Origin of the sequence: Spirochaeta isovalerica, from assembly GCF_014207565.1 — a bacterium.
GTDB lineage: Bacteria > Spirochaetota > Spirochaetia > DSM-2461 > DSM-2461 > Spirochaeta_F > Spirochaeta_F isovalerica.
In genome coordinates, this window is sequence record NZ_JACHGJ010000001.1 from 262,369 (window position 1) to 288,718 (window position 26,350).

At 44.9% G+C, this 26,350-nt stretch carries 22 protein-coding genes and 4 tRNA genes; 11 read left to right on the plus strand and 15 right to left on the minus strand.

Annotated features, from left to right (window positions below; translation table 11 throughout):
- Positions 1-30: 30 nt before the first annotated feature.
- From HNR50_RS01045 to HNR50_RS01055, 3 genes are read right to left on the minus strand one after another with little or no spacing between them, the layout of a single operon-like run.
- Complete coding sequence (locus tag HNR50_RS01045; RefSeq protein WP_184742544.1) at positions 31-555, minus strand: 3-isopropylmalate dehydratase small subunit; 525 nt, start codon at positions 553-555, stop codon at positions 31-33.
- A gap of 13 nt (positions 556-568) precedes the next feature.
- On the minus strand, positions 569-1,855 hold the full coding sequence (locus tag HNR50_RS01050) for a 3-isopropylmalate dehydratase large subunit (RefSeq protein WP_184742546.1): 1,287 nt from the start codon (positions 1,853-1,855) through the stop codon (positions 569-571).
- A gap of 15 nt (positions 1,856-1,870) precedes the next feature.
- Positions 1,871-2,458, minus strand: coding sequence for a helix-turn-helix domain-containing protein (locus tag HNR50_RS01055; protein WP_246433726.1), 588 nt, complete (start codon positions 2,456-2,458; stop codon positions 1,871-1,873).
- Positions 2,459-2,723: 265 nt separating this feature from the next.
- Between HNR50_RS01055 and HNR50_RS01060 the strand changes: the two genes are divergently transcribed.
- Positions 2,724-4,586 carry a BRCT domain-containing protein gene (locus tag HNR50_RS01060; RefSeq protein ID WP_184742548.1) on the plus strand — a complete coding sequence of 621 codons (1,863 nt, stop codon included), beginning with the start codon at positions 2,724-2,726 and terminating at the stop codon, positions 4,584-4,586.
- On the opposite strand, the gene HNR50_RS01065 is transcribed toward HNR50_RS01060, so the two are convergent.
- Positions 4,576-5,949 (minus strand): MATE family efflux transporter, encoded by a 1,374-nt coding sequence (locus tag HNR50_RS01065; protein WP_184742550.1) that lies wholly within the window; start codon positions 5,947-5,949, stop codon positions 4,576-4,578. The genes HNR50_RS01060 and HNR50_RS01065 overlap by 11 nt on opposite strands.
- 136 nt (positions 5,950-6,085) lie before the next feature.
- Here HNR50_RS01065 and feoB point away from each other — a divergent pair, with 136 nt between their 5' ends.
- Genes feoB through HNR50_RS01080 form a run of 3 tightly spaced genes read left to right on the plus strand, consistent with a single transcriptional unit; the run spans position 6,086 to position 11,947 of the window.
- Positions 6,086-8,527 (plus strand): ferrous iron transport protein B, encoded by a 2,442-nt coding sequence (gene feoB, locus HNR50_RS01070; RefSeq protein ID WP_184742552.1) that lies wholly within the window; start codon positions 6,086-6,088, stop codon positions 8,525-8,527.
- 60 nt (positions 8,528-8,587) lie between these two features.
- The gene (locus tag HNR50_RS01075; protein WP_184742554.1) at positions 8,588-11,245 is read left to right on the plus strand and encodes an alpha-amylase family glycosyl hydrolase; all 2,658 of its coding nucleotides are present in this window, start codon (positions 8,588-8,590) and stop codon (positions 11,243-11,245) included.
- A 57-nt stretch (positions 11,246-11,302) separates the two neighbouring features.
- Positions 11,303-11,947 carry an HAD family hydrolase gene (locus HNR50_RS01080; protein ID WP_184742556.1) on the plus strand — a complete coding sequence of 215 codons (645 nt, stop codon included), beginning with the start codon at positions 11,303-11,305 and terminating at the stop codon, positions 11,945-11,947.
- On the opposite strand, the gene HNR50_RS01085 is transcribed toward HNR50_RS01080, so the two are convergent.
- Positions 11,934-12,956: a LacI family DNA-binding transcriptional regulator gene (locus HNR50_RS01085; RefSeq protein ID WP_184742557.1), complete on the minus strand. Its 1,023-nt coding sequence runs from the start codon at positions 12,954-12,956 to the stop codon at positions 11,934-11,936. The genes HNR50_RS01080 and HNR50_RS01085 overlap by 14 nt on opposite strands.
- Positions 12,957-13,074: 118 nt before the next feature.
- On the opposite strand from HNR50_RS01085, the gene HNR50_RS01090 reads away from it, so the two are divergent.
- The 3 genes from HNR50_RS01090 (at position 13,075) to HNR50_RS01100 (ending at position 18,054) form a co-directional block, all read left to right on the plus strand.
- Entirely contained in the window at positions 13,075-14,964 is a 1,890-nt protein-coding gene (locus HNR50_RS01090) for an alpha-amylase family protein (protein ID WP_184742559.1), read from the plus strand.
- Complete coding sequence (locus HNR50_RS01095) at positions 14,964-17,237, plus strand: glycoside hydrolase family 65 protein (RefSeq protein ID WP_184742561.1); 2,274 nt, start codon at positions 14,964-14,966, stop codon at positions 17,235-17,237. The genes HNR50_RS01090 and HNR50_RS01095 overlap by 1 nt, the downstream gene beginning before the upstream one ends.
- 304 nt (positions 17,238-17,541) lie before the next feature.
- On the plus strand, positions 17,542-18,054 hold the full coding sequence (locus tag HNR50_RS01100; RefSeq protein ID WP_184742563.1) for a hypothetical protein: 513 nt from the start codon (positions 17,542-17,544) through the stop codon (positions 18,052-18,054).
- Here HNR50_RS01100 and HNR50_RS01105 read toward each other — a convergent pair.
- From HNR50_RS01105 to HNR50_RS01115, 3 genes are all read right to left on the minus strand, one after another.
- On the minus strand, positions 18,018-18,836 hold the full coding sequence (locus HNR50_RS01105) for a hypothetical protein (RefSeq protein ID WP_184742565.1): 819 nt from the start codon (positions 18,834-18,836) through the stop codon (positions 18,018-18,020). The genes HNR50_RS01100 and HNR50_RS01105 overlap by 37 nt on opposite strands.
- Before the next feature lie 78 nt (positions 18,837-18,914).
- Positions 18,915-18,988: transfer RNA gene (locus tag HNR50_RS01110), tRNA-Arg, on the minus strand.
- A gap of 12 nt (positions 18,989-19,000) precedes the next feature.
- Positions 19,001-19,073: transfer RNA gene (locus HNR50_RS01115), tRNA-Pro, on the minus strand.
- An 81-nt stretch (positions 19,074-19,154) separates the two neighbouring features.
- On the opposite strand from HNR50_RS01115, the gene HNR50_RS01120 reads away from it, so the two are divergent.
- Positions 19,155-19,787: a deoxynucleoside kinase gene (locus tag HNR50_RS01120; protein WP_184742567.1), complete on the plus strand. Its 633-nt coding sequence runs from the start codon at positions 19,155-19,157 to the stop codon at positions 19,785-19,787.
- Between the two features lie 94 nt (positions 19,788-19,881).
- Here the strand turns inward: HNR50_RS01120 and HNR50_RS01125 are convergent.
- The 6 genes from HNR50_RS01125 to HNR50_RS01150 form a co-directional block, all read right to left on the minus strand.
- Positions 19,882-19,955: transfer RNA gene (locus tag HNR50_RS01125), tRNA-Arg, on the minus strand.
- Between the two features lie 10 nt (positions 19,956-19,965).
- Positions 19,966-20,038 (minus strand) — tRNA-Pro (locus HNR50_RS01130).
- A 59-nt stretch (positions 20,039-20,097) separates the two neighbouring features.
- A complete protein-coding gene (locus HNR50_RS01135; RefSeq protein ID WP_184742570.1) occupies positions 20,098-21,000 on the minus strand; it encodes a dihydroorotate dehydrogenase in 903 nt (300 codons plus the stop codon).
- Positions 20,991-21,776 carry a dihydroorotate dehydrogenase electron transfer subunit gene (locus tag HNR50_RS01140; protein WP_184742572.1) on the minus strand — a complete coding sequence of 262 codons (786 nt, stop codon included), beginning with the start codon at positions 21,774-21,776 and terminating at the stop codon, positions 20,991-20,993. The genes HNR50_RS01135 and HNR50_RS01140 overlap by 10 nt, the downstream gene beginning before the upstream one ends.
- Before the next feature lie 4 nt (positions 21,777-21,780).
- Positions 21,781-22,221: a metal-dependent transcriptional regulator gene (locus HNR50_RS01145; protein WP_184742573.1), complete on the minus strand. Its 441-nt coding sequence runs from the start codon at positions 22,219-22,221 to the stop codon at positions 21,781-21,783.
- Between the two features lie 61 nt (positions 22,222-22,282).
- Positions 22,283-22,792: a hypothetical protein gene (locus HNR50_RS01150; protein WP_184742575.1), complete on the minus strand. Its 510-nt coding sequence runs from the start codon at positions 22,790-22,792 to the stop codon at positions 22,283-22,285.
- A 71-nt stretch (positions 22,793-22,863) separates the two neighbouring features.
- Between HNR50_RS01150 and HNR50_RS01155 the strand changes: the two genes are divergently transcribed.
- The 3 genes from HNR50_RS01155 (at position 22,864) to rpmB (ending at position 25,474) form a co-directional block, all read left to right on the plus strand.
- Positions 22,864-23,634, plus strand: coding sequence for a DUF4037 domain-containing protein (locus tag HNR50_RS01155; protein ID WP_184742577.1), 771 nt, complete (start codon positions 22,864-22,866; stop codon positions 23,632-23,634).
- Positions 23,635-23,651: 17 nt separating this feature from the next.
- Positions 23,652-25,139 (plus strand): hypothetical protein, encoded by a 1,488-nt coding sequence (locus HNR50_RS01160; RefSeq protein WP_184742579.1) that lies wholly within the window; start codon positions 23,652-23,654, stop codon positions 25,137-25,139.
- A gap of 107 nt (positions 25,140-25,246) precedes the next feature.
- Positions 25,247-25,474, plus strand: coding sequence for a 50S ribosomal protein L28 (gene rpmB, locus HNR50_RS01165; protein ID WP_184742581.1), 228 nt, complete (start codon positions 25,247-25,249; stop codon positions 25,472-25,474).
- A gap of 5 nt (positions 25,475-25,479) precedes the next feature.
- On the opposite strand, the gene HNR50_RS01170 is transcribed toward rpmB, so the two are convergent.
- On the minus strand, positions 25,480-26,253 hold the full coding sequence (locus HNR50_RS01170; RefSeq protein WP_184742583.1) for an MBL fold metallo-hydrolase: 774 nt from the start codon (positions 26,251-26,253) through the stop codon (positions 25,480-25,482).
- Between the last annotated feature and the right edge of the window lie 97 nt (positions 26,254-26,350).

The window sequence follows — 26,350 nt, forward strand, 5'->3', positions numbered from 1 at the left end:
AAGGGAGAGCCGTCATGACTCTCCCTTTTTTCAGTAGTTTTTGTCAGCGAAATCGACCCAGCCTCCCGCTTCGACGAGTGAGCGGTCGAAGTCGGAAATCTCAAAAGGTACTTCCAGCGATTCTGTTCCGGTAGTAAAGGTGAATTTACTACCGGCGAAGTCTGTTTTCAGTTCTGTCTCCTTACCCGAGAAGGTGCTGAAAAGTTTCTCTATCTGATTCTTTTCCAGAGGAACAGCCATCATTCCGCAGTTGAACATATTCTGTCGGAAGATTCTGGCAAAATTTTCGGCGATAACAATATTAATGTCATTCACTTCAAGAGCCCAGGGGGCATGTTCTCTTGATGAGCCGCATCCGAAATTTTCTCTTGTTACAATTACCTTTTTTCCAGGAAGGTCAGATTCCGAATCGAAACCCTCCATGTTCAGGTCTTCCAGGAGATAGGGCTTCAGGGCGTCTTTTGTAATTTCAGTGAGATACTTGGCCGGTATGATTTCATCCGTATTGATATCGTTTCTGTCGAGAAAGAGGATTTTTCCATTAAAGTCTTTCATTCATTTCTCCTTCTTAATCCAGGTAGGCTCTTGGATCGGTAATATATCCGGCAATGCCGGCGGCTGCTGCAGAGGCGGGGCTCATAAGGTGTACCATACCGCCTTTTCCCATCCGACCGTTGAAATTCCGGTTGGTCGTTGAAGCGCAGACTTCCCCTTCGGCCAGAACTCCGTTGCTCATTCCCAGACAGGCTCCGCAAGTGGGGTTCGTCACACAGAAACCCGCATCCATGAAAATGTCTATAATGCCTTCCTTAACAGCTTCTCTATATACTTTCGGAGTCGCCGGAGCCAGTATGCCCCTCACGGAAGAATTCAGTTTTCTGCCTTTAAGCACTGCGGCGGCGGCTCTTAAATCTTCTATCCGACCATTTGTACAGCTGCCTATATAGACCTGATCAACAGGAGCTTTCTTCATATCAGTTACATTTTTAACCTGATCCGGTTTAAAGCCGAATGTGGTCACCGGTTCTAGCTTGCTGATATCCAGTTTTAAAACTTTGGAATACTCGGCATCACTATCGGACATCCACTGGCTGTAGTCTTTCAGGGCTTCATCTTTACTGGAGTACCCATCTTTGATAAATGGCCAGAGATAATCTACAGTCGTTTCATCGGGAGGACAGATCCCGCAGGTTCCGCCCGCCTCGATAGCCATATTGCAGAGAGTCATTCTCTCTTCCATGGATAAATCCGCGATTACGGAACCGTCGAATTCAATGACATGATCCGTTGCGCCGTTGACTCCCAGCTGGGAGATAACATGGAGGATGATGTCCTTGGCATAAACGCCTTTGGCTCTTGTACCGGTCAGCTCGACTTTAAGTGTTTCGGGTGATTTAAATGCGCATACGCCTTTGAGGATGCCCACTTCGAGGTCTGTCGTGCCAACTCCCGCTGCGAAGGCTCCGAATGCTCCGTGGGTACATGTATGGGAATCTCCCATTATAATCGTATACCCGGGTCTGACATATCCTTTTTCGGGAAAAAGGGCATGACAGACTCCGTTCTGGCCCACATCGAAAAAATCCTTAAGATCCAGATCCCGTGCCCACTCCCGCATGATTTTTGCCTGCTCGGCTGTTTTGGAATCTTTTGAAGGGGTTACGTGATCAATGACAGCCTTGATCTTGTTCTTATCGAAAACTCTGTACTTGCCCCGGCTTTTTAAATCATTGATGGCGATTGGAGTCGTAATCTCATGACAGAAAACGGCATCCAGCTTTATTACGTTGATATCGCCCGAAGGGTTGTCCACCCTGTGGGAATCAAAAATCTTCTGAGCTATTGTTTTTCCCATTTTTTTCTCCCTCTACTAATCTTTAAATACCCGCGGCGGAGTAATAATCCATAAGGCTTCCAGCTTCTCTTCTCCCAGATTCCTGAGAATATGGGGAATATCGGAACTGAAGGAGAGACTGTCGCCTTTATTTAATATATGTGTTTCCGTGCCGTACAAGAGCTCTCCCTTTCCGGAAAGAATGATTCCGATTTCATTGCCCGGATGCCCGTATTCGATATCTCCTTTCTGACCACCGGGCTGAATCTCTATAAGCATGGTTTCAACTTCGCAGTTTCCCGTTCCTGTTTCCGAATCAAGGATGGAAGCCAGCTGATAATAAATGACATTATTAAGAGTTAAACTGTTCCTCTGGGCCTCGTGGGTGATTTGCACTTTTCTTTTTTTCTTGTAATCTCTGAAAAGGTATTCGGGATCGATATCCAGGGCATCGGTGATAGCCATCAGCGTATCGACAGAGGGCGAGACTTTATTTCTCTCGATTTGAGAGACAAGGCTCTCGCTTACGTTGGCCTCGGCTCCCACTTCTTTCAGCGTCATACCCCGTCTTTCCCTGACAAGTCTGATCTTTTCTCCGAAACGGTAATTCAGGTTCTTTGGCATTACTTAAGCTCCTACAGTATTGTTAAAGAAGTGGTGCAAAAAAGTCAAATGGATTTCCCCAATTTTTTTTCAATTATTTTGTAACTTTTAATAGAATCAGTGTTTTTCTTTTTGAAAGCAGCAGGAAATTGGCTAATGCAATTACTCCTAGATTTAGATTTTTTTATTGTTTGTGGGGCCTTCCGGTTTTTCCTCCTTTTTCCGGAAGGCCCATTTTTTATTTCATTTTATTGCCCGGAAAGCTTCACTCTGATAAAATCTTCCCATGACTGTAAACGAAATCGTTGGCAAACTGACCGAAGCCCGGGAAGTTTATTACAATAGTGAAACCCCTCTGATGACAGATAGCGAATTCGATTCGCTTGAAGATCAGCTCCGTGAGCTGGATCCCCTCAATCCCTATTTCTCTTCAGTGGGAATTCTTCCCCTGACTGAAGAGGACGGTGGAAAAATCCGTCATGATATTCCCATGCTGTCCATGGGGAAGGCAAAAAATATCAGCCAGATCGAAAAATGGATGAAGAAGCTTGCCTTGCCGGAGGATCAGATTTACTGTCTGCAGCCTAAAATTGACGGCTTATCGGCGTCGTGCCGTTACAGAGGTGGCAAGCTCCTTTATGTGGCTACCAGAGGCGACGGTATGACAGGACAGGACATCTCCCATATTGCCGGCCATATGAATGATATCAGGGACTCCATCAGTTTTTCCTCCGGTGATATTGAAATCCGAGGAGAATTATATCTTCCGAAAAATACAGAATATGATACGAAGGGCAAACCGCTGAGAAACAATTGCGTCGGTCTCATTAATCGAAAAGAGGGACAGGATGACCTCAAGCATGTCCGCTTTGTCGCTTATCAGATCAGTGATAATTCTGTCAGTTCCACAGAGTCGGGGAAAATCGAGCTTCTGGCTGAAGAAGGATTTCATACGGTCACTTACAGCCGCGTTTCCTCCATTGAAGAAATAAATGATTATTATGAGAAATACATAGATGAAAACCGGGACAAATGGCTCTATGAAACCGATGGACTTATCGTCGCTGTAGACGATAACTCCATTCACGATGAAATCGACAGCCGCTGGGTTGTCGATCACCATCATCATTACGCCATAGCTTTCAAACCTCCCGCTGCTTTCAGAGAGACGACTCTGAAAGATATCGAATGGCAGGTGAGCCGCCAGGGGAATGTCGTTCCCGTTGCTCTTTTTGAGCCGGTCGTACTCGGAGGGGCGACACTCGAACGGGCGTCACTCCATAATTTTGCTTTTGTCGAGTCCCTGATGCTCAGGCAGGGAGACACGCTTGTGATCGAAAGGGCGAATGATGTCATCCCTTATGTTCGCTCCAATAAAAGCAATGTCGACAGGACAGCAGATCTATTCAGCAATTCCCTGATTCCCGATAATTGCCCTTCCTGCGGTAGGAAATTATCCGAATCGGGAGTCCATTTGAAATGTTCCAATGGAGAGTGCCCCGAACAGCTTATTCAGAAAATCATGTACTGGGTCAGGGAAGCGGAAATCGAACAGGTTTCGATCGGAACGGTAAGAGCTCTGTTCAATGCGGGAAAAATACGGAAGATCCGGGACCTCTATGATTTGAAAGAGGAAGACTTCGCCGATCTTGAAGGATTCGGGGATAAGAAAATTACAAATTTTATCCAGCAGGTTTCAAAATCCCGGGAGTTGACTCCGGCCGAACTGATCAGCCGCCTGGGTATTCCTCTTGTTCAGAAAAAGGCTTTGAAAAAGCTGAATATCAACACGATTGATGATTTTCTCACTTTTGACGACAACACCTACGTAATCGGCCAGAATATAATTGAATGGAAGAAGAATGCACTGAATAGAGAATATCTGGAAGAAATTATATCCGCTGTATCTTTAAAGGATGAGAGTACAGGAGAGTCCAAAGGGGCAGTCGCCATGACCGGAAAAGGTCCGATGGGGAGAAAAGAACTTGCTGCCCGGCTGGAAGAAATGGGCTATGAATTCGTCTCATCTGTGACGGGAGAAACAGATATCCTCCTCTGTGAGGATCCTTCTTCCGGCAGTTCCAAGCTTCAGAAAGCGGAAAAGCTCGGCGTGAAGCTCATGTCGTACAGGGAATTTTTCAGCTTATAACATTTTTCAGCCATTTTCCGGATTTCAATCGGCTGAATCCGAAAGTGAATTTGACAATTTCTTCCACTGACAGAGCCGCGTAGATAACCATCAGCGGGAGGTGGAAAACCAGACCCGTCAGTACAGCGGCCGGTACGGCTATGAGCCAAATCCCTCCCGCCTCCATATAAAGGCTGTACCGGGTGTCTCCTCCGCTCCTCAGAATTCCCACGATCATATGCCAATTGAAGATTTTAAAAGGCATGAAAAAAGCCAGTACCCTCAGAATGGATGTCACGCCGGCTTTAGCATCGGCGGAAATGTTAAAGAGAAGGGGAAGCAGTGAAGAGAGAGGAAACAGTATGATGCCCATAAGCAGTCCCAGAGCCGGTGCCAGGATTGCATAAGCATGGGCATAATAGACTGCCCGGGATTCTTCTCCCGCACCGATCCTGTTGCCGACCATTACGGCGCAGGCTCCGCTTGTTCCAAAGAAAAAGATCATAAACAGTTTGCTGATCGTATCGGAAATGGAAAAAGATGCCATTGCCTCCGTGCTGATTCTGGCGAAGACGAGATTGATTGCCGTTATCCCGAAAGACCAGAATATTTCATTGAGAATAACCGGAATCGAAGTCTGAAAATATTTTCTTATGTATGCACGGCTTATATGTAACAGATCGTCCAGCGACAGGGCAGAGGGATACCTGTTTCTGTAAATAAAAGTGATCAGAACAATTGTTTCCGCTGCTCTTGCTATGACTGTTGCTATGGCAGCTCCCCGGACTCCCAGAGCGGGGAAAGGACCGATTCCGAAGATCAGGAGGAAATTTAATCCTGTGTTGATGGCTATAGAAATGCCTGAAACGGCAGTTGTCAGTTTTACCCGTCCCGTGCTTCTTAAGGAAGCGGCATAGGAAAAGGTCACTGACGTAGCCAGATAGCTCATACCGACAATACGGAGGTATGAACTTCCCAGCCGTATGACTTCCGGGTCTTTGCTGTAGATGGAAAGTATGAACCTCGGAAAGAAAACAGCTCCGGAAGTGAAGAGCAATCCGGCTCCTCCCGCAAGAAGAAGACTGAGAGAAAGGGATTCTCTCAGACCTTTGATATCCCGGGAACCCCAGTACTGGCTTGCGAAAACGGAAGCTCCGCTGGTTATTCCGAAGAGTATCAGGACCAGCAGGAAAAAAACCTGATTCGACAACGCCACAGCTGCGATTTCCGTTTCTCCGAGCCGGCCGATCATTAAGGTGTCGATCATGTTCAGGCCGGACTGTATCAGATTCTGCAGGGCAAGAGGCAGGGCGATGGAAAGCATGGAGCGGAAGAAGAGTTTATCTTTGACGACTTCGGACAGCAGTTGATTCAGGTATTTCATAACTTCAGCTGAACATAGAACTTTGGCAATGCCTTGTCAAGGGAACGGTCAATTATAAAAAAACTGTTATATCTTGCCAAAAATCATCTATAGAGATATATTGCGAGAAGTGGATAATAAAGTTATGGGAGACTAAGTGGAACAGCCGCTATCGCAGTTAAATATTGGACAAAGTGCCGTCGTCACTTCAGTTAACGCCAAAGGTGAGGTGAAAAGGCGCCTGCTCGACATGGGGCTTTGCAGAGGTGTCGGTTTTACTGTAATCCGGATCGCGCCTCTCGGCGATCCCATAGTCATAAAAATCAAGGGTTTCGATCTTTCCCTTCGGAAAGAGGAAGCCGCCTCCATTCTCGTTGAAACTGAAATCAAAGACAATCTTAAGGGGCTGGAGAGAGAAAAGCTCTATTCGCCCGTTGATACTCTTCATAAAAACAGGCAGACGGATAGGAAAGAGATAAATGTAGCCCTGCTTGGTAATCCGAACAGCGGAAAAACCTCTCTTTTCAATTGCCTGGCTGGGGCTCATCAGAAGGTCGGGAATTTTTCCGGAGTCACTGTTGAAAAATATGAAGGTTTCGTTAAATACAAAGATTACAAAATCAATTTGATTGATCTGCCGGGGACTTATTCCCTGACGGCCTATTCTCCTGAAGAGGTTGTCGCCAGAAATTATATTATAGAAGAACAGCCCGATGTGGTCATCGATGTCATAGACGGGACGAATCTTGAGAGAAATCTCTACCTGACCACACAGATTATGGAGCTGGAGGTCGATGCTCTCTATGCCATAAATATGATTGATGAAGTGGAGAAGCAGGGGATAGAAATCGACATCCCGCAGATTCAGAAACTGCTCGGTTCCCATGTCGTCGCGACATCGGCATCAAAGCATATCGGTATGGATCTGTTGCTCGATCATGTCATTCGAGTTTATGAAGGGGATATAAACGTCTCTAAAAATAAACTCATATACAGCTTGCGGATCGAGGAACAGCTTGAGAAACTTAAGAATCTTCTTCAATCCGATTCCTGGCTGTCCAGCAGATACAATCTACACTGGCTCGCCGTGAAGCTTCTTGAGAATGATCAACTCGTTTACGAAACGGTTAAGCAGAGATCTATCTGGATCAGAGTCGAGAGAATCATTAACGAAACCATCGATATCTTTGAAAAATCCATCCACCGCGATCCCGATGTCGTTATTACAGAAGACAGGCATGCCTTCATCCGCGGGGCCATTCGGGAAACGGTTCAGATGCCTAATAAAGTCAAGAAGAACCTGACGGATTATATCGATGATATCGTTCTGAACAGGATACTCGGCCTCCCGATTTTCTTCGGAATAATGTGGCTTATTTTTCAGTTCACCTTTACGGTCGGCCAGTACCCAATGGACTGGCTCGATTCAATTTTCGCCTTTATAGCCGAAGGGGTCGGTACTTTGCTTCCCGGAGGATTTCTGAAATCCCTTATTGTCGACGGTATAATTTCCGGTGTTGGCGGAGTTCTGGTTTTCGTTCCCAACATACTGCTTCTGTTTCTTTCCATATCTCTTCTTGAAGCGACCGGGTATATGGCACGAGCCGCTTTCGTCGTCGACAAGGCAATGCATAGAATCGGCCTCCACGGAAAATCCTTCATACCGCTTATTACCGGTTTCGGCTGTACGGTCCCTGCCATTATGGCCTGCCGGACATTGAAAAATAAAGCTGACAGAATTGTCACCATGATGATAACGACCTTCATGAGCTGCGGAGCCCGGCTGCCCGTCTACATATTGCTCATAGGGGCTTTTTTCCCGCCTTCTCAGGCCGGGAATGTTTTGTTCGGCATTTATATGCTCGGAGTTCTGATTGCTCTTCTCTCGGCATTTGTCATGAAGAAGGTCGCCTTTCGGGATGAGTCGGAACCATTTGTAATGGAACTGCCTCCCTACAGAAAACCCAACGCTTCTTCCGTGCTCAGGCAGGTCGGATTCAAAGCGGGCATGTATGTCAAAAAAGCCGGCACGATAATACTCGGAGCCTCTATTCTCATCTGGCTTATGACAAATTATCCAGTCAGCCGGGATATCGCAGAGCATTATGAGTCGGTGAGGACCGAAATAGAATCCGATACCACTATGGGCTCCGCTGAGAAAAGGGAAATGACTGTTCTGGCGGAGAGAGAAGAAGCCGCAGCCCAAATGGAATATTCTTTGGCCGGACGGTTCGGAAAGCTGACAGAACCGCTTATCAAGCCGATTGGCTTCGACTGGAAAATCGGCATTTCCCTGACGGCCGGTCTGGCTGCTAAAGAAATCATAGTATCCACAATGAACACGATTTACTCTGTTCAGGACGGAGAGGGTACGAAGAGCCTGGCTTCGGATTTTAAAACCGCCACAGGATACACGACGGCAACAGCTTTGTCCCTTATGGTTTTTGTCCTTCTCTATGCGCCTTGTATGGCGGCCATCGCTGTTTTTCATAAAGAATCCGGCCGATGGAAGTATACGCTTCTCATGTTTGCCTACACCATGTCTGTGGCCTGGTTCGTGTCTTTTCTCGTATACAGATTAACACTTCTTTTCATTTAGACATGAAAACCTTCCTCTCTTTCCACTATAATTAAAATGGAAAACTGAGGGAGGTTTGCAATGACATCAGAATATCCGGAAGCCGGGTTCACCCGTATTAAAAAACTGCTTATCGATTTGTACGGAGATGACGGCGGCCGGACGCGATTTGATTTGCTTAAAGAAAAAGCCGATGCATTTCTGAATTCCCGTTCGGAGAAACAGATCCGGGATTCTCTCTCATTCGATCCGGCAAAACCCTACGAAGCATTAAAAGGCAAAATATTTGTAATCGCCTATCCCGATAACGTTTACACAGATAATAAATATCCATTGATGACCCTGAAGCGCACATTGAAGGACTGGTTTCCTTCAATCCGGGGCATGCATATACTGCCGGAAAGAACAATGAGTCATAATGACATCTGGCCGCAGGACATTTATCGTTTTTGTGATCACCTCAAAGCTAATTTGATTGTCAGAAAACTTCAGGAAGATGGAATTCTTGATGACAACAGAATCATATCAGATGATTATGAATCCCTGATCGGAAAATTCATGTCCGAATCTCTGCCGGAACTGGCCGGTGATGATATGGAAATTCTGAAAAAGGAGTTACCGGTCATTCTGGACGCAGCATGGAATTCCCATTTTAACGACGGAGGTTTCTCTCAGAAAACCAGAGCCGTCGTCGATCCGAGATTCGGGGAAAACAGACATCTGGAAGATCTCACTGGCAGTTTTTCAACCATGCTGGATTTCGTCGTTAATCATCTGGATATGGACAATGATTATCTTGAGGAATTTCGCCGCGGAAATAATGACGGGGAAGCTTTCGTCATTATATACAGAGATGAATACAGGCAATTAAAAGCCGATGGTGTTTTAAATAAAACGTTCAGACCCCGACCTTTCCCCCTCTTTACGGGAATGAGGAAATATCCCGTAACTGATCTGGATGGAAAGTGTCTCACACCGGACGAGTGTGCGGTCGAGATGAACCGCATTTTTACTGCTAATGATCTCGAGCCTCTGGATGAGAGACTCATCAGGTTCATGTCTATCTATTTCAAAATTGAAAACGACCAGGGGCTTACTTCTGAAGACAAACGCATATTCAATGCTTTTGAGCAATATGCCGCCGAAAAGAAAATAGATACATCAGCTTTCTGGGAAGATTCACAGATACAGGCGCGTCAGAAAGTTATTAATTACAAACGATTACCCGATATGGAAGCTCTTATGGAAGAATTCGGCCTCAGCATCAAATACGCCGATATCTTTATGAACGACAGCGATCATGTTTTCGGACGGGAGTTTTATATATACACGACTTTCAGTGAATCGCAGGCCGATGTGAATCCCTTAACCCTCGATGGGTTCAATATGATTGTAGAAGATCTTTTTCATCTTTTGTCGAGCGGTTCTCTGACCATGATGCGCATGGATGCCATTAAATATCTCTGGAAGGAAATAGGAAAGAAAAACTTCGATATGGAGGAAGGGAATAAGCTTATTGAAGTGATTCGCACTCTTATGAAGATCGTATCGCCATCCACACTTCCTCTCGATGAAATTAACAGTCCCGACCCGGTTGTCTATTCTATGGCCAGAGACGGAGGCTTCGCTTATCTGTTCGGACAGGTCAATGCCGTTCCTATAGCATTTAACGAAGGCTCTCTTGAGCCGTTGATACGTTTCAACAAAACCAGAAATGAACAATGTCCTGAAAATCTTCTGCCCTTTGTCATGCTCTCAACACATGACGGCCGTTCTGTTCAGGGGCTCGGAGTTCAGAGAAGCGATGGACATGTTTCAATCGGCCAATTCTACAACCTGAAAGACACTGTTGAATCGAGAGGAGGAAAACCGAAATTCAGAAGTGTCGCCAAAGGTGAAATCTCAGGAGACACCTTCCGGAAGGTTTTTACCGAAGCGGGATATGAAAAAAAGCTGGATAGACTGTCCGGACTTTTTGATCGGAACCTGATCGGCCAGGAAGATCTTTACAGGCTCAGGGACAATGACTGGGAAGAATCGGATCTTCTGGAGGAGATGGCCTCTATTCTGGATGAGGATGTAAGAGATTTGGCCGGTTCTCCAGCAGTAGATTATTTTATCCAATGGATAATATACGGCAGAACGGCTTATGAGCTCTGCTGTACGACCCGCTCCTCTTTTTCCCTGACCGACAGCTCGGGAAATACTCTTACCGAAGATGAAGAAGCGAGGAGGATGGTTCTGGCCCAGCTTTTTGTTCTCACCCAGGGGCAGGATGTTCCGGCTATTTACTTCAATGATCTGATCGGTCTGGAGAATGATTTCAAATCCTTTGAGCTTTCGGGTCGTCCCAGAGATCTGAACCGTCACAAAAACCGTCTGGATGAAATGGTTGATCTGATCAAAAATGATCCGTTCACCGGAGCCTACGTAGAAAAACTGAATGAAATCCTCAAGCTGAGAGCAGAGGACCGGTCTTTCGCTCCCGGAGAAGGTTCTTTCAGGTTTTCAGTTTTGAGCGATACGGTGTTCCTTCATCATCCCTGGCATTCGGGAGAACATTCTTTTATTGTCGGGAATATCGTGAACCGTGAGGAGACTGTAACACTTTCCGTTGAGGAGCTGGGGGATCGCGTAAGTCAATCTTTGACCGATCAGATTTCCGGTCGCATATATAAGGCTGAAGAGGGGCGTTTCCAATTATCTCTTGAACCGTACGGCTATTTATGGCTTAAATAAATACAATATTGTCCGAACTGGACTCATAGGTCTCGATAAAGTTTCTCAGGAGTGAAAATGATAAAAGGTGTTCTCTTTGATATGGATGGCGTCCTGGTGGATTCCGAATGGTTTATTTGTGAAGCTGCGGTACAAATGTTTGCTGAAAAAGGTTTAAAGGTTGAAAGAGATGATTTTCTCCCCTTTGTCGGAACCGGAGAAAACAGGTATATTGGCGGAGTAGCGGAGAAATACCGATTCCTGCTGAATATCGATGAAGCGAAAGAAAGAGTGTATTCTATTTATGGAGAGCTGATTAAAGGGCGGTTGAAAGCTTTGCCCGGTGTCTCTGATTTTATTGAACGATGCCGAAACCGCGGACTGAAACTGGCTGTCGCCACTTCAGCTGACAAAACCAAAATGAATGATAATCTGAGAGAGACCGGTTTAAGCGGGAATACCTTTGATGCTCTTGTAAACGGACTCGATGTAGAGCGTAAGAAACCTTTTCCGGATATTTATGAACTGGCTGCGGAAAAACTCGGACTGAAACCCTCCCAGTGTCTTGTTGTGGAAGATGCGGTTAAGGGAATTGAAGCCGGTCGAGCGGCAGGATGCAGAACTCTGGCTCTGACAACAAGTTTTACCGAAGATCATTTCTCCCAGGCCGACTGGATTGCCGGTAGTTTTATCGATGTGGGTGATGAAGTCATTTCCTGGTAGTTGTACGGCGTTCGGTGATCCGGAGCGGAAGATAAATTGTTTGAACAGGAGATTGCGGAGATTTGATTCTCTTCAGCAGAAGCTCAACCGCCAGTTTGCCCGATTCTTCCAGTGACTGATCGACAGTGGTAAAATCCATATAATCGGAAGTGTTTGTTCCGTCAAAGCCTAATAATCCCATCTCCTCCGGTATGGATATATCCAGTTTCTTTGCAATTTTAATTACGGCAACGGCGAGAAAGTCTGTCGTTGCAAAAACCGCTTCGGGACGAAAGCTCCTTAAAAGTTCTTCTGCAGCGATAAGAGACTGCGCCATGTCATTGGAACCATAGCCGATGTTTTCTGAAGACAAAACCATGCCTTTTCTGTTCAATGCCTGCCTGAAACCGTCTACACGCATCACATTGGGATGAACATCGATACCCTGTTCGTTTTCAGTCAGTACGGAAAAAGACTTGTATCCCGATTGCAGAAGGAAATCCGCGGCCATCTCTCCGCCTTTTATATTGTCGATACAGACTCCGGAAAAGCCTTCTTCTCCGAACTCGACAAATACAGTCGGCATTTTCTTTTCCTTCAGTAATTTCAAGGTTGTTGATTCAAATTTTCTGCTCAGGACGATCAATCCGTCGAGTCTATGAGCCAGGCCGGGGGATTGGAGATAACTCTCTACTTCCTCAAGTGTTTCCAGGCTGATAATGACAAGCTCGTATGCCGCTCCCCGGATACCTTCGCTTATCCCTCTCAGTCTGTGGACAAAAGAAGGGTGGGTGAAGTAAGGGGTTATAACCCCTATGCGTCCGACTTCTTTCCTGGCCCTCTCTCTGGCTTCGGCCTTGGGTGTGAATCCCAAAGCCTTCATGACCGAGAAAACCTTCTCCCTCGTTGAAGGACTGACTTTCTCCGGGCGGTTGAGAACTCTGGATACTGTTGCTATAGAAATTCCCGCTTTTTCCGCTACATCGTATATTGTTACAGCTTCTTTTTTATCCAAACCCTCTATTGACATTGGCCTCACCGCGTTTTAGTATATGAAACAGGTACTATGAAAGCACTTACATTGTTAATTTCTTTATAATCCACATATCTCTTTTTGGAAAGAGTAAAATGGATTCGGAGCAAAAAGAATGTGGACAGATGAAAAAATTCTCGAAAAAATCAAACGCGATGTCCTTGCGGCATATAAAGACAGCAAAATATATCCGGAATTTGAAAAAGGTCTCAATGCCCGGTTCCCATCATTATGGAAGAACTATTTTGAACTGTACGGCCACAGATTCGACTGCCTTTATCAACTGGAAGATCTCATCCGTATGGTTGCCGAAGAGTATGCTAAAAGGGCAAATCTGTCTCACAATGAAAGAACAGCATGGTTTGAGAAAAAAAATCCCGTCGCCATAATGCTGTATGTGGATCTGTTCAATAAAAATCTCTCGGGACTTGAAAAGAAACTGGATTATTTTAAGGATCTGGGCGTGACAGCCGTTCATCTGATGCCGCTTTTCCGATCACCTGAGGGAGATAATGACGGCGGATATGCCGTCAGCGATTACAAGCAGGTTCAGCCTGATCTGGGAACAATGGAGCAGCTTTCCGACATAGCCGGTAAAATGAGGAAGAGAGGAATTCATCTTATCGTTGACTTTATTCTCAATCATACTTCCGATGAGCATCTCTGGAGCCGGAAAGCCCGTACGGGATATCCTGATTACAGAGATTACTATTATATATTTGACACCAGAGAGGAAGCTGACGAATACGACAGGACTTTGAGAGAGATTTTTCCCTCTGTCAGAAAAGGGAGCTTTACCTATCTTCCGGAAATTGAAAAGTGGGTCTGGACCACATTTAACAGTTTTCAATGGGATCTCAATTACAGTAATCCCGCAGTTTTCAGAGATATGAGTCATCAGATGCTCTTCCTGGCTAACAGAGGCGTTGATGTTCTGCGTCTGGACGCCCTTGCCTTCACCTGGAAGGAAAAAGGTACCGGCTGCGAAAATCTACCTAAAGCTCATACTCTTATACGGCTTTTTAAAAATGTCGCGGCCATTGCCGCGCCCGGACTCTCTTTTCTATCGGAAGCCATTGTTCATCCCGATGATGTCGTCAAATATATCTCACCGGAAGAGTGTGAGCTCTCCTACAATCCCCTCCAGATGGCGACAACATGGGAAGCTCTTGCGACAAGAAATACCTCTTTGCTTCAAAAAACCTTTTCTCCCAGATTCCACATTCCCGAAACCTGTCGGTGGGTCAACTATATTCGTTGCCACGATGACATAGGATGGACTTTCTGTGATAACGATGCGGCCAGCCTGGGTATAGACGGATATGGCCATAGGAAATTTCTCAATGCTTTTTATACGGGGCGTTTCGAAGGTTCCTTTGCTTCGGGCGTCCCTTTCCAGGAGAATCTGGAGACTGGTGATGCCAGGATATCCGGAACCCTGGCTTCAATGGCCGGCTTGGAAAAAGCGCTTATGTCCGGAGATTCCGATGAGGTAAAGATGGCTCTGGACAGAATCAGGCTTCTCTCCGGTTTTCTGTTGTCTCTTCCGGGGATTCCTCTGATTTACAGTGGCGATGAGCTCGCTGTTTTGAATGATTATTCCTATCTGGATAATGAAGAGCACAGAAGCGATTCGCGATGGATTCACAGAATGCCTTTTCCCTGGGATGCACTCGAGCAGGATAAAAAGAGCCCCGCCATGCAAATCCTCGAGTATACAAAGAAAATGATACGCCTGAGAAAAGACTTGTCTCCTTTCCGGGGGACAATGGAACTGATAGATACGGGAAGCACAAATCTGATCGGGTTCCGTCTGACAGATGGCAGCAGTCATCTCATCATTATCGCCAATTTCACTGAACGTCCGACTCCGGTCCGACTCAATACGCTCAGGCTCTATGGCGGATCGTATTACTTCGAGGACCTGCTATCTAATGAATCTTTGGATTCGGACATCGATGTTAAGCCTTATGGACTGCTATGGCTTCAAGAGGTGTTTAAATAATGAATACGAAAGAGTGGATCATCGAACAGAGTGATTTCTCAGATCATAGTAAAAACGGATTGATGGAAAGTCTATTCACCATGGGCAACGGCTTTCTCGGGCTCCGGGGAAATTTCCCCTTAATTCCCTCTGCTGAGGAGAAGGGGACCTTTATAAATGGTTTTTTTGAATCCGGTCCCATAACCTACGGAGAAAAAGCTTACGGATATGCCGATAACTGGCAGACTATAGTGCCTCTTCCCGAAGGTAAAAATGTTGAATTTGAAGCGGACGGCTTGCCTCTCTTTGCAGAAGGACTCTCTTCCGGCAATTTATACCGTCAATTGAACCTGAAAGAAGGTTCCACACATTGGTCTTTTACACTTCAGGACCGGAAAGGCAGGAAATACAAAGGCAGGATATTAATTCTGATACCTTTCAATACCAGAGGTGTCGTAAGGTTCCAGTGGAGAATCTCTGCACCTGACAGCGTCAAAACCCTGGTTATAAAAAGCTCTGTTCAGCCAGAAAAGAAAGAAGGGACTGAAACAGATGATCCCCGGCTTCCCGGACATTTTGACGGTTCTACCTTAACCGGAAGTCTTCTCGAAAATAAAGAGCATTCCCTATACGCTTTGCACGCTCAGGGAAGCGGTCTTTCGGCATATTGCTCTATGGATAACAGAGTGGATGGACTGGCGGGACTGAAGGTCAGAAATGAATCCAATCATACCGGTCTTCTGGAGATTATCGAAGGGAGCCCCATGGGAGAGGTGACCCTGGAAAAAACGGTTTCATACAATTTCGGACCAGCCGATGACTCCGGCCCTGTCATAGCCGGTCTTTTGAAAGAACTGGAATCAGTTGCCCAGCACACGACAGAAGAGCTAATGGCCGGCCATAAGGCATTTATGGAGCTCTTCTGGAAGAATTCTGATGTCCTCATTGAAGGGGATTCTGAAGCTCAGCTCAGTCTCCGCTACAATTTATTCCAGCTTCTGCAATCGGCCGGCAGGGATTCGAGGAGTTCGATTGCCGCGAAAGGCTTGAGCGGATCCGGTTACGAAGGTCATTATTTCTGGGACGCTGAGACATATGTTCTTCCCTTTTTCATTTATACCAACCCCGATGTAGCCAGAAGCATGCTGAAATACAGAATCTCTATCGTACCCGCAGCAGAGAAAAGAGCGGGAAAACTCAGTCACAAAGGCATCCTGTTCCCCTGGAGGACCATAAACGGAGAAGAGTGCTCAGCCTATTATCCCGCCGGTACAGCCCAGTACCATATTAATTCCGATATAGCTCTCGGACTTGCCAGTTATATTGATGTAACAGGCGATGATTCTCTTCTGAACGAAGGGGGAGACAAGCTCCTTGCCGGAACGGCCCGGTTCTGGTGTGATCTGGGAACATATGTGGACGGCAAAGGCTTTTGTTTCCACAGTGTGACAGGTCCTGATGAATACACAGCCATAGTCGATAATAATTATTTCACGAATCTCTGCGCCCGTGAAAACCTCAGATCAGCAGCACGTTTGCTGGAAAACAGAGTAGATGAAGAGGAAAGGCTTTCCTGGATAAGGCGGGCCGATGAGATCTACCTCCCGGAAGAAGGAGGCGTGACTCCCCAGGATGACAGTTTTCTGGAGAAAGAGAAGTGGGATTTCGCCAACACCGATAAATCCTCATATCCTCTTCTCCTTCATTATCATCCTTTGAGCATTTACCGGAAACAGGTTCTGAAACAGGCTGATGTGATAATGGCTCAGGCTCTTTTCCCTTCAGAGCTTTCAAAAGAGCAGATGAAAAGAAACTTTGATTATTATGAACAAGTCACGACCAGGGACTCATCTCTCAGCGCCTGCGCTCAGGGAATCAGCGCATTTCATCTGGGTTACGGCGATCTGGCGTGGGAATATTTTAATGAGACTCTCCATACAGATAGAAAAGATCTTCACGGTAATGTCTCTCACGGTCTGCATACCGCGGCAATGGGCGGTTCCTTCCTTATGATAATAAAGGGGTTTTTAGGACTAGAGTCACATCCCGGTTCTTTTTTCTTTAAACCGGCTTTGCCCGATAGACTTAAAAGCATTTCTCTTCAGCTGAAATTGAAGGAGAGTACTCTGAGGATCGTTCTTGAACAGAAAAGAGTTCTCTATAAATCGGTTTCCGGAACTGCGGAGTTCTTTCATTACGGGAAGAAGATCAGGCTGGATGAGGAGAAGGAAGAAAGCTTTTTGATTCCGGAAAGAGTATCTGTTGAATTTACTCTTTTCAGACCGAAAACCTGACAGAAAACGGTTATTCCCATAAAGCGATTCGACTCCCTTTTATCTTTCAAATGAGAAACGACTCAATAAACCTTACATGAAGCTCTGTAAAAAGAACAGATCAGGGGTTGTTGAAAATTACCCTTCTGGCGACAATGGAGGACTTCTGGCTAACCGATAGAAGTCTTCTATACCCAAGTGACATTCCGAAAGAAAGAGCTCTGGAGCTGTAATATTGATGAGTCTTTCCGGAACTGCCAAAATACCGAACAACAGTAGATCGATTTTTCTCATTATTGAAAAAAAAATTATATAATAGAAATAGATGAAGATACCGGAAAAACTGCCCGATCTGTTTATATCAGGGATCGAAGAGCTGTCTATTGATGCCTCAAGCATCATCTATATGCTTAAAATCGGAATCTTCGGATATGCGGCGGCGGAGATTACTTTTTTTGCCTGTCCCTGTATTCTTGAGGAAGTGGGATGGCCGGGACTTCCGGTCAATATTGTTCCCGAACCTCAGGAAATCATGACCAACGATGAAACTGTTCTCTATGTATCCCGACAGAAAAATATACCGCTTATGTCGGAAGATCTGGAAATCCTTGCGGAAGCCGATAAAAAAAGTATCCCTTATTTTAATACTCTGATGATTTTAAATTACCTGTTACTCAGAGGAAGAGTTACCAGGAAAGAATATCCGGAATATTACGAACGGCTTAAAGAAATTTCCCGTTACAGCCGCGAAGTCCTGGATTACGGGGAAAAAATCAGAATTCTTGTTGAACATACATTCTATCAAAAATGGACGCCGACGCCGAAGCCGAATGAATAAAGAGCGCTGGTTTGGGATTGAAGGGTATGAAAATCTGCAAAGATCTCATATCTATCCATATGAAGCCCGGCCTTTATATTCAATTCGCCGAAAGTTATGGAAGGGAAAAGAACAGCACCCCCTCTGATTTCAAAAGAAAGGGGTTTAACAGGATATGTGTAAATTGCCGAACCGAGGGATATTCCTGTACGTTGAAGGATACCCATAAAAAAAGCTCCTTCCAGATAGAAATCCATCGCAAGATAATCGGTCTGAAAGAACGCCAGATTTATGCCCGTGGTGAGAAAGTGGAGATAACCTGAATCATCAGCCATAAATCTGTATTCGATTTCTGGTCCCATATGATTGACAAACTTTCCTGTTATGCGTGTCATGGCTCCGAAAGTGGAGAATGCTTCATTAAATGTCCCACCGCCGTATATGGCGAAATGATAGTTTTTTCTGGTCTTGTTTAAAGCTTTCACTTCTTCTTCTGTACCATTGTCAATGGCAATGAAACTGGTGCCTTCTCTGTAGGATGAAAGTTCATAAGGGTAGGGCGCGTAATAGACGGAATCGTTGTGAATAAACCATAAATAGAAAGTGATATCCCAGAGAAACCGGAGAAAGGGATGTTCTTTTTCTTTGCTGTTACCGCTATTGTCCCGGTCTTCACTGTTTTCGTTATTTTTTTCCTCTTCCTGTTCCACCTTATTTTTAAAATCCTCAAGATCGTCAGAGTACAGAGCCAAGGGAGTTGCCAGTAAGAGACTGTAGGCAAAGATAATCAAAAGCTTTTTCATATAATCGATTATAGATGATGGAAGGTCTTTTTTGTTTCGAGTGAAAAAAAAAGACTCCCCGAAGGAGTCTTGTATTTATACGTCCTAGAGGATTCGAACCTCTGACCCTCGGCTTAGAAGGCCGATGCTCTATCCAGCTGAGCTAAGGACGCATGCTGTATGGTTCGGAATGGCAGGATTCGAACCTGCGATCCCCTGGTCCCAAACCAGGTGCCCTAGCCACTGGGCCACATTCCGTCAACGAAAACTGAGTATATAGATTTCCATTTTTTCGGTCAATACTTTTACATCTTCTTTTTTTCCTTTAGAATCTGACTCATGAGCAAATATATTGTCATTGCCGGTAATATCGGTGCGGGTAAATCAACACTGGTTGAAAAACTGACAGAATCTATTAATTGGCAGCCCTATTATGAACCGGTTTCGGAAAACCCCTACCTTAAGGATTTTTATAAGGATATGCATAAATGGGCCTTTCATTCCCAGCTGTTTTTTCTCAGCGATAGAATGTCCATGCATAAAGAACTACAGGATTTCAAAGGTAACGTTGTACAGGACAGGTCGATTTACGAAGACGCTGAAATCTTTGCCCGTAATCTTTATATAAACGGGTATATGAATGAAAGAGATTTCCAGACATATTGGAAGATGTACTCCATAGCCATCAATCTCCTGAATCCTCCTGATCTGATTGTTTATCTGAAAGCTTCCGTTCCGGCGCTTCAAACCCGAATTGCTATCAGAAACAGAGATTTCGAATCATCAATTTCTGAAGATTATCTCCATAACCTGAATATTCTCTATGAGAAATGGATCAGTAAGTACAGGGAAAGCGAAGTGCTTACGCTGGACATTGAGGAACATGATATTCTGAATCGACCGGAAGATCTTGACCGGATTGTTATGAGAATAAAAGAAAAACTGAGAGCGGGGCAGGGAGAGCTGTTTTAAATCCGGCTCTCCCTCTGGAGTAAGTTCTGGTAACGAACCATCCCTGTGAAAAAGGGGGTATAAAAAAAGACTCCCTTTAGGAGTCTCGTAATTATACGTCCTAGAGGATTCGAACCTCTGACCCTCGGCTTAGAAGGCCGATGCTCTATCCAGCTGAGCTAAGGACGCGTGCTGTAGTTCGGAATGGCAGGATTCGAACCTGCGATCCCCTGGTCCCAAACCAGGTGCCCTAGCCACTGGGCCACATTCCGTCAACGAAAACTGAGTATATCTATTAACCTATATCCGGTCAATAGATATATAAAATTCCTCATAGAAAACCGTGAAAATCTTCGATTTTCTCCATTCCGTTTTCTGACATATAATCTTCGATTCCTTCCGCGACCTTCAGAGGAAGCCGGGGATCGACAAATAAACCCGTTCCGACCTGAACGGCGGAGGCACCGGCCAGAAGGTATTGAATCGCATCATCGGCACACATGATTCCTCCCAGTCCTATTACCGGTATGGAAACGGATCGGGAAACCGTGTAAGTTGCGGCGACGCCCACAGGCCTAACAGCGGGACCGGATAACCCGGCAATGCCGGCGGGTATAACGGATCTTCGTTTTCTCGTATCTATAACCATTCCCCTGACCGTATTTATACAGGATACGGCATCAGCCCCTCCGGCTTCGGCGGCTTTTGCAATGACAGAGATATCCGTTACATTAGGTGTCAGTTTGACGATAAGAGGCTTCTGGGTCATTTTTCTCAAAGAAGCTGTCAGAGTTTCCACTTGAACAGGATCGGTCCCGAAAGCCAGTCCGCCGTGTTTGACATTGGGGCAGGATATATTAATCTCATAGCCGTCGATACAGGACAGGTTTCCGGTTTTTTCAAGAACAGTTCTATAGTCATCTTCAGTTGAACCGCTCACATTGAGTATGACTGTCGTGTTCAATGTGTCGAGAAAAGGAACTTTTTCTGTCAGAAATCTCTCTACGCCGGGATTAGCCAGGCCTATGGAGTTGAGAATACCCGATGGTGTTTCAACCAGTCTGGGGACGGCGTTTCCCGGTCTCGCTTCCGGTGTCAGGGCTTTCGTGTAAATAGCTCCCAGTCTGGAGAGATCTATAAGTTCCCCGTATTCCTCTCCGAATCCGAAAGTTCCCGATGCTGTTCCAACCGGGTTGGACATCATAATTGATCCTATTTTTACTGTCAGGTCCATTTTATCTCTCCACCGGAGAATACGGGGCCGTCCTTACAGACTCTCGCGTATTTTTTTTCATCTGTGGTTTCGCAGGTACAGCCCATACAGGCTCCCACACCGCAGGCCATCACTTCTTCAAGAGAAACATAGGAACTTTTCCCGGTTTCTTCCGCATAGTTTTGACAACCCATAAGCATCGGTTTCGGACCGCAGGAATAAATGACAGTGCCGCTATCAGGATCGGGATTGCTTTTCATATAATCCACAACATTTCCTTTGAATCCGGCTGAACCGTCATCGGTACATATAATTGTTCTGATTGAATTATCCAGTGCCGGGTACGGAACAAGATGTTCCGATCTGCATCCAATTATCAACAAAGGATCTTTCTTCTCTCTCTTCAATTCGTCGGCAAGATATAACATGGGTCCGGTTCCGATACCGCCTGCCACGACGATGTGATTTTTTTTCCCGGCATCCATGGCCGTTACTTTTTGAGAAAAACTGTTACCGAGAGGTCCGAGGATATCGATAGGATCTCCCGGATTCATTTCACTTAAAAGTTCAGTTGCCTTGCCGATTTTCTGAAAAATGATCGATGCGGTACGGCTGCTGCTGTCGAAGGCGGAAAGGGCGAAAGGTCTGCGAAGCAGGGGAGAAGAAACATCGCCAACCCTGATGGTCAGAAACTGCCCGGCACGGGGGACTTCATCAATCGGCCAATGAAAATCAAGTCTGAAATATCCGGTTGCGACCGGATTCAGGTTCTGTATTTGAGAAAAAAACTGTTGCAAATGACTACTCCGAAATAATATCCTGCCACGATTGCCCGGAAAGCTCTCCGGTATCCAGACCTTTCAGGACATAATCTGTGAGGTTTTTGATTCTCAAAGCAGTGTTCTGACTGATGGCATGTTCGATTTTACAGGCTTCCTCTTCCGATTGATCGTCATCTAGAAGAAGAACAGATTTCAAAAAATTCTTAAGGATGTCGTGCTTTTTTCTGATAGATCTGGCAATTTTCAGGCCTTCTCTGGATAAATTGATGAAAGAATTTCGTTCGTACTCGACTAATCCTTTGCTTCTGAGGTTTTTCTGGGCTCCTGTTACAGAAGGCATCTGAACGGATAGAAATTCAGCTATATCCTTAACTCGTGCGACTCTGTTTTTTTCTTCAAGAAAAAGAATTGCTTCCAGGTAGTCTTCAAGACTTGTAGTAAGTTGTTCGCTTTTTTTCATAGTATCTAAAAAATATCAGATAAATGATTTATGCACAACTAAAGAACAAAGTTTGTTTAAACTAATTGCCTTCTATCCGGTCTGAACCTTTTTTTACTTCCCACATCTTCTCCCAGTCCATGCTTTTCCACCAGTCCTTTGTTGAAGCGGCTCTGATTCTATAAGCTGCGAGGCTGTATTTTGAAAATGGCGGAAAATGCTTTACTGCAAAATCTGATTTAACAGAATTATCCGATTCATCTTCTGCGAGCTCACCCAGAAGCCATGCTCCCGGGGAAAAATAAGAAATGAACGGGATATCGAAGTCTGAATGAAAGGGAAGTTCTTCACAGAAATCCATTTTCAGGGCTTTATCTTCAGTTTTGAAAGACCCGGGAGTCAACAGCGATGGATATTCCTTTGCAATTCTCTTTCTTTCCGGACGTCGGGGTAATTCCTTAGTCAGGGAAACTGTGATAATGGTCAATGGTAAAGGAATGAGTATTCCCTGCCGGTAGAGATGAGTCTTGAATTTTCTGATATCGCTTTCTATATTCGATGAAGGAATAAGTGTTGTCAGAAAAAATATCATTCAATTTTCCGCCGATTAAGAGTATTATAAAGAAAATATACGATGATGATAGTTTGTAAAAGGGGCAGCATATGAAATACAAGGTAAAAGGGGTTACAGACGAACTTGTAAAAAGATTATCCTCGTGGAGCAATGTGGAAGTCATTACATGCACAGATGCCGCGACGATTGATTTTTACGATCCGTACTTTTCCATTACGCTTGATGTGTATTACCGCGGAGATGCGATACTTTCCAGAATCGAGAGAGAAAAACTTTTTTCCGATTCCTTATATTTTGAATCTTCAACTGTAACCCAGAAAGACCGGTTTATGATGGATGATTTTCCCGTCAGGATAGAATATAAAAACCTGGAGAGGATTGAAAAACTGATAAGCGATCTAGAAAATCCCGACGCACTTTACAAGGAAAGGGGTACATACATTTTCCACAGGATCGAAGAGGGAATTTTACTATTCGAAAGAACCGGCTGGCTGGGAGATATCAGACAGAAACTGGAAAAGATGCCTGACCGTTTCTGGGAAATTTTCCGCGAGGTTTCGCAAAGCAGAATGGAGCATTATCTGAGTGATATCGGAGCTGCTGTTTTTCAGAAAGACAATCTGTTCTATAAGATTTCCATAGCGGGATTTCTGGATTCGGCATGCTGTACGCTTTTTGCGGTCAATAGAAAATTCGAACCATCAGCTAAAAGATTCCGTGAACTTATAGGTCAGCTTCCTGTACTTCCCGCCGGTTTTATGGCAAACTTCGATGTACTTCTCAGAATTGATGACAACTTTACCACTGAGAGAAACAGGGAGGTGGCAGAATTACTTGCAAAAGGAATTATCGGTTTATAAGAGCATGGCTTGCCGGAGTGCTTTTCCTCTCGGCAGCGCAGTTGCCGGCTCTGGAGCTGAATTATTATAATCAATTTAATATAGGAACGAAAACTCTTGAATTCCCCGGTTCGTATTCACAAACCGGTTCCGATAGGAAATTTGTCTTTTCCGAACCGGTGAAGCTCCGCGGAGGGTCTTATCTGTATTTTGACGGCGAAAACAGATCTCCGGCCATCTTCCGGCTGGGAGAAGAGGTTTATAACCTTCCCGCCGCAGAGGAACCTGTTCGCTTTGTTTTTTTTATAGAATCAGATACAGTCCTGCGGGATTTTTCTCTTGAATCAAGTGATTCCCCTATACAATTTGTCTCGTTCTCTGCAGAGGCAACATTGCCCGAATCTTCGATTCTGACAATTCTATTTAAGGGGGATGCGCTCACCATTCCTACCGAATCAGCCGATTATCCTTTTTACCTCAATTTCGATTCAGAACAAACGGAAACCTCAGAGAATGTCGAATTGACTCTCGATTATGAAGAGAGGGAAGACGTCTTCGGAATCAGAACCAGGAAAGGGATGAACCCCTACTGGTTCTATAAAGATGCAGGGGATATGTCTCCATCGGAAATTTCTGTTCGTTCCAATAATGCTGTCTTGACGAAAGTCCAAAGATCACTGGAATTTCCGGCTGAAACAGCACTTCCTTCCGACCTTGAGAACGTGCTGTACAGAGATCCCTCTCTCTGGAGGCAGAAAGGCCATGAGATATATGACTGGAATGATTTCCCCGGTATGCTGATCATCGATACCGCGGACTATAAAGTGCAGTCTCTGTTCTTTAAAAGGCTCGCCTTTTTCACGGAAAAGAAAATCTCCGCGGGGGAACTTCTCTCCGACGAAGAGCTGGCGCCCCTTCACGGATGGAATGCCCATGACTACAAAGCCGCCGATCTCGCCCGCTTTTTTAATCAGGCTGCAAAATCTGATTTTGCGCTTAATGCCCGGGAAATGGAACTGCGGGAAATTCTCATATCCAATGGTGTCCTTAAGGAGACCTCGGGACGTCTTCGACCATCAGGAGGAGGGATCCTTTCAATTTCCAGGGAATCAAGCGATAGGCTGAGATACCTTTTTCTAACCCACGAATGCTATCACGGGGTTTTCTTTTCCTCCGATGAATTCGTTGCATCGGTAACTGAAATCTGGAATTCCCTATCTGATGAAGAGCGGAATTTCTGGCGTTCTTTCCTGGATATGTACGGATATAATGTTTCCGATGAATATCTTTTGATTAATGAGTTTCAGGCTTATCTCATGCAGCAGAAAACAGAGCAGGCCGACTCGTATTTCAGAGGCAAAATTAATTGGATGTTAGGTATAAAGCCCCATCTTGTCGGAGAAATGCGCTCTCTTCTGGCAAATTATGGAGATACTTTTACAAAAAGTGCTCAATTAGTAGAAGATACAGCCTTTTCTCTGACCGGTATTAAAGCGGGAGACCTTGTCCTTAAAAGGAAAAAATAGTATAAATAGCAAATGGGCTGAATGTTTCAGAATCTGTCTTTACACTATTGTGTATATCTGATATTTTTCAGCTACTTGTTTAGTAATTATTGCAAGGTAGGATACATATGTCTCGAAAATGTGAAATTTGTGGAAAAGGAACTGTTGCCGGACACAGTGTACCCAGAAAGGGTCTTCCCAAGAAAAAAGGTGGAGCTGGACAGCACATTGGTGTGAAAAGTAAAAGAACTTTTAAACCCAATATCGTTAAAGTTTCCGCTTTGTTCGGTGGTAACAAAAAGACTGTAAAAGTATGTACCAGCTGTCTTAAAGCCGGTAAAGTAGACAAAGCTTAAGCAGTTTAAACCGGGGGATGAAGGTCAATCTTCAATCCGTCATAGGCGGGAAACACACCCCCCGGTAATTCATCTTCAAGCTGATCATGATCTAAATCATGACAGATATGAGTGAGATAAGCCCTTCCGGGGCTTATTTTTTTTATAACCTGCAATGCCTGTTCAATATTGAAATGAGTAGGATGACTTCTATATCTGAGAGCTCCAATGATAAGAACATCCAGGTTTTGCAAAAGTGGAAAGCTTTCTTCCGGAATCTCACTGCAGTCTGTTATATAAGCGGCTCTCTTATTGAATCGGTATCCGTATATATCAAGCTTACCATGCTTTACCGGTATAGGTTTTACTTCAATTGAGCCCACTTTAACACCAGTTCCTGTTAATCTGTGCGGGATGACCTGAGGTTTTCCTCCGCCTTTCTGTACCGTGTTATAAAAAATGTAGGGAAAGCGGTTGGTAATCTCTTCCAAATCGGCTTTTGATCCGTACATGGGAATAGCTTTTTCTCTGCTTATTGACCGTATATCGTCGAGTCCGTGAAGATGATCCGCATGACTGTGTGTGAAAAAAATAGCATCCAGTTTGGTCAAGCCCTCCCGAATAGCCTGCAGACGGAATTCTGTCGCCGTATCAATGAGAATGATCGTATTCTTATAATGCACTGCAATAGAAGCTCTGGTTCTTTTGTTCTTCACATTACCGGATAGACAGACAGGACAGGTACAGCCCACAACCGGAACACCATGAGACGTACCTGAACCTAAAATACTAATAGTCATAGAATAAAAGAATATTCATTTTAAAAACTTTGTCCAGACTATTTACTTCTGGCATATTCCATATTACAGTTTAAAAAACATAATGTAAAAACTCGTC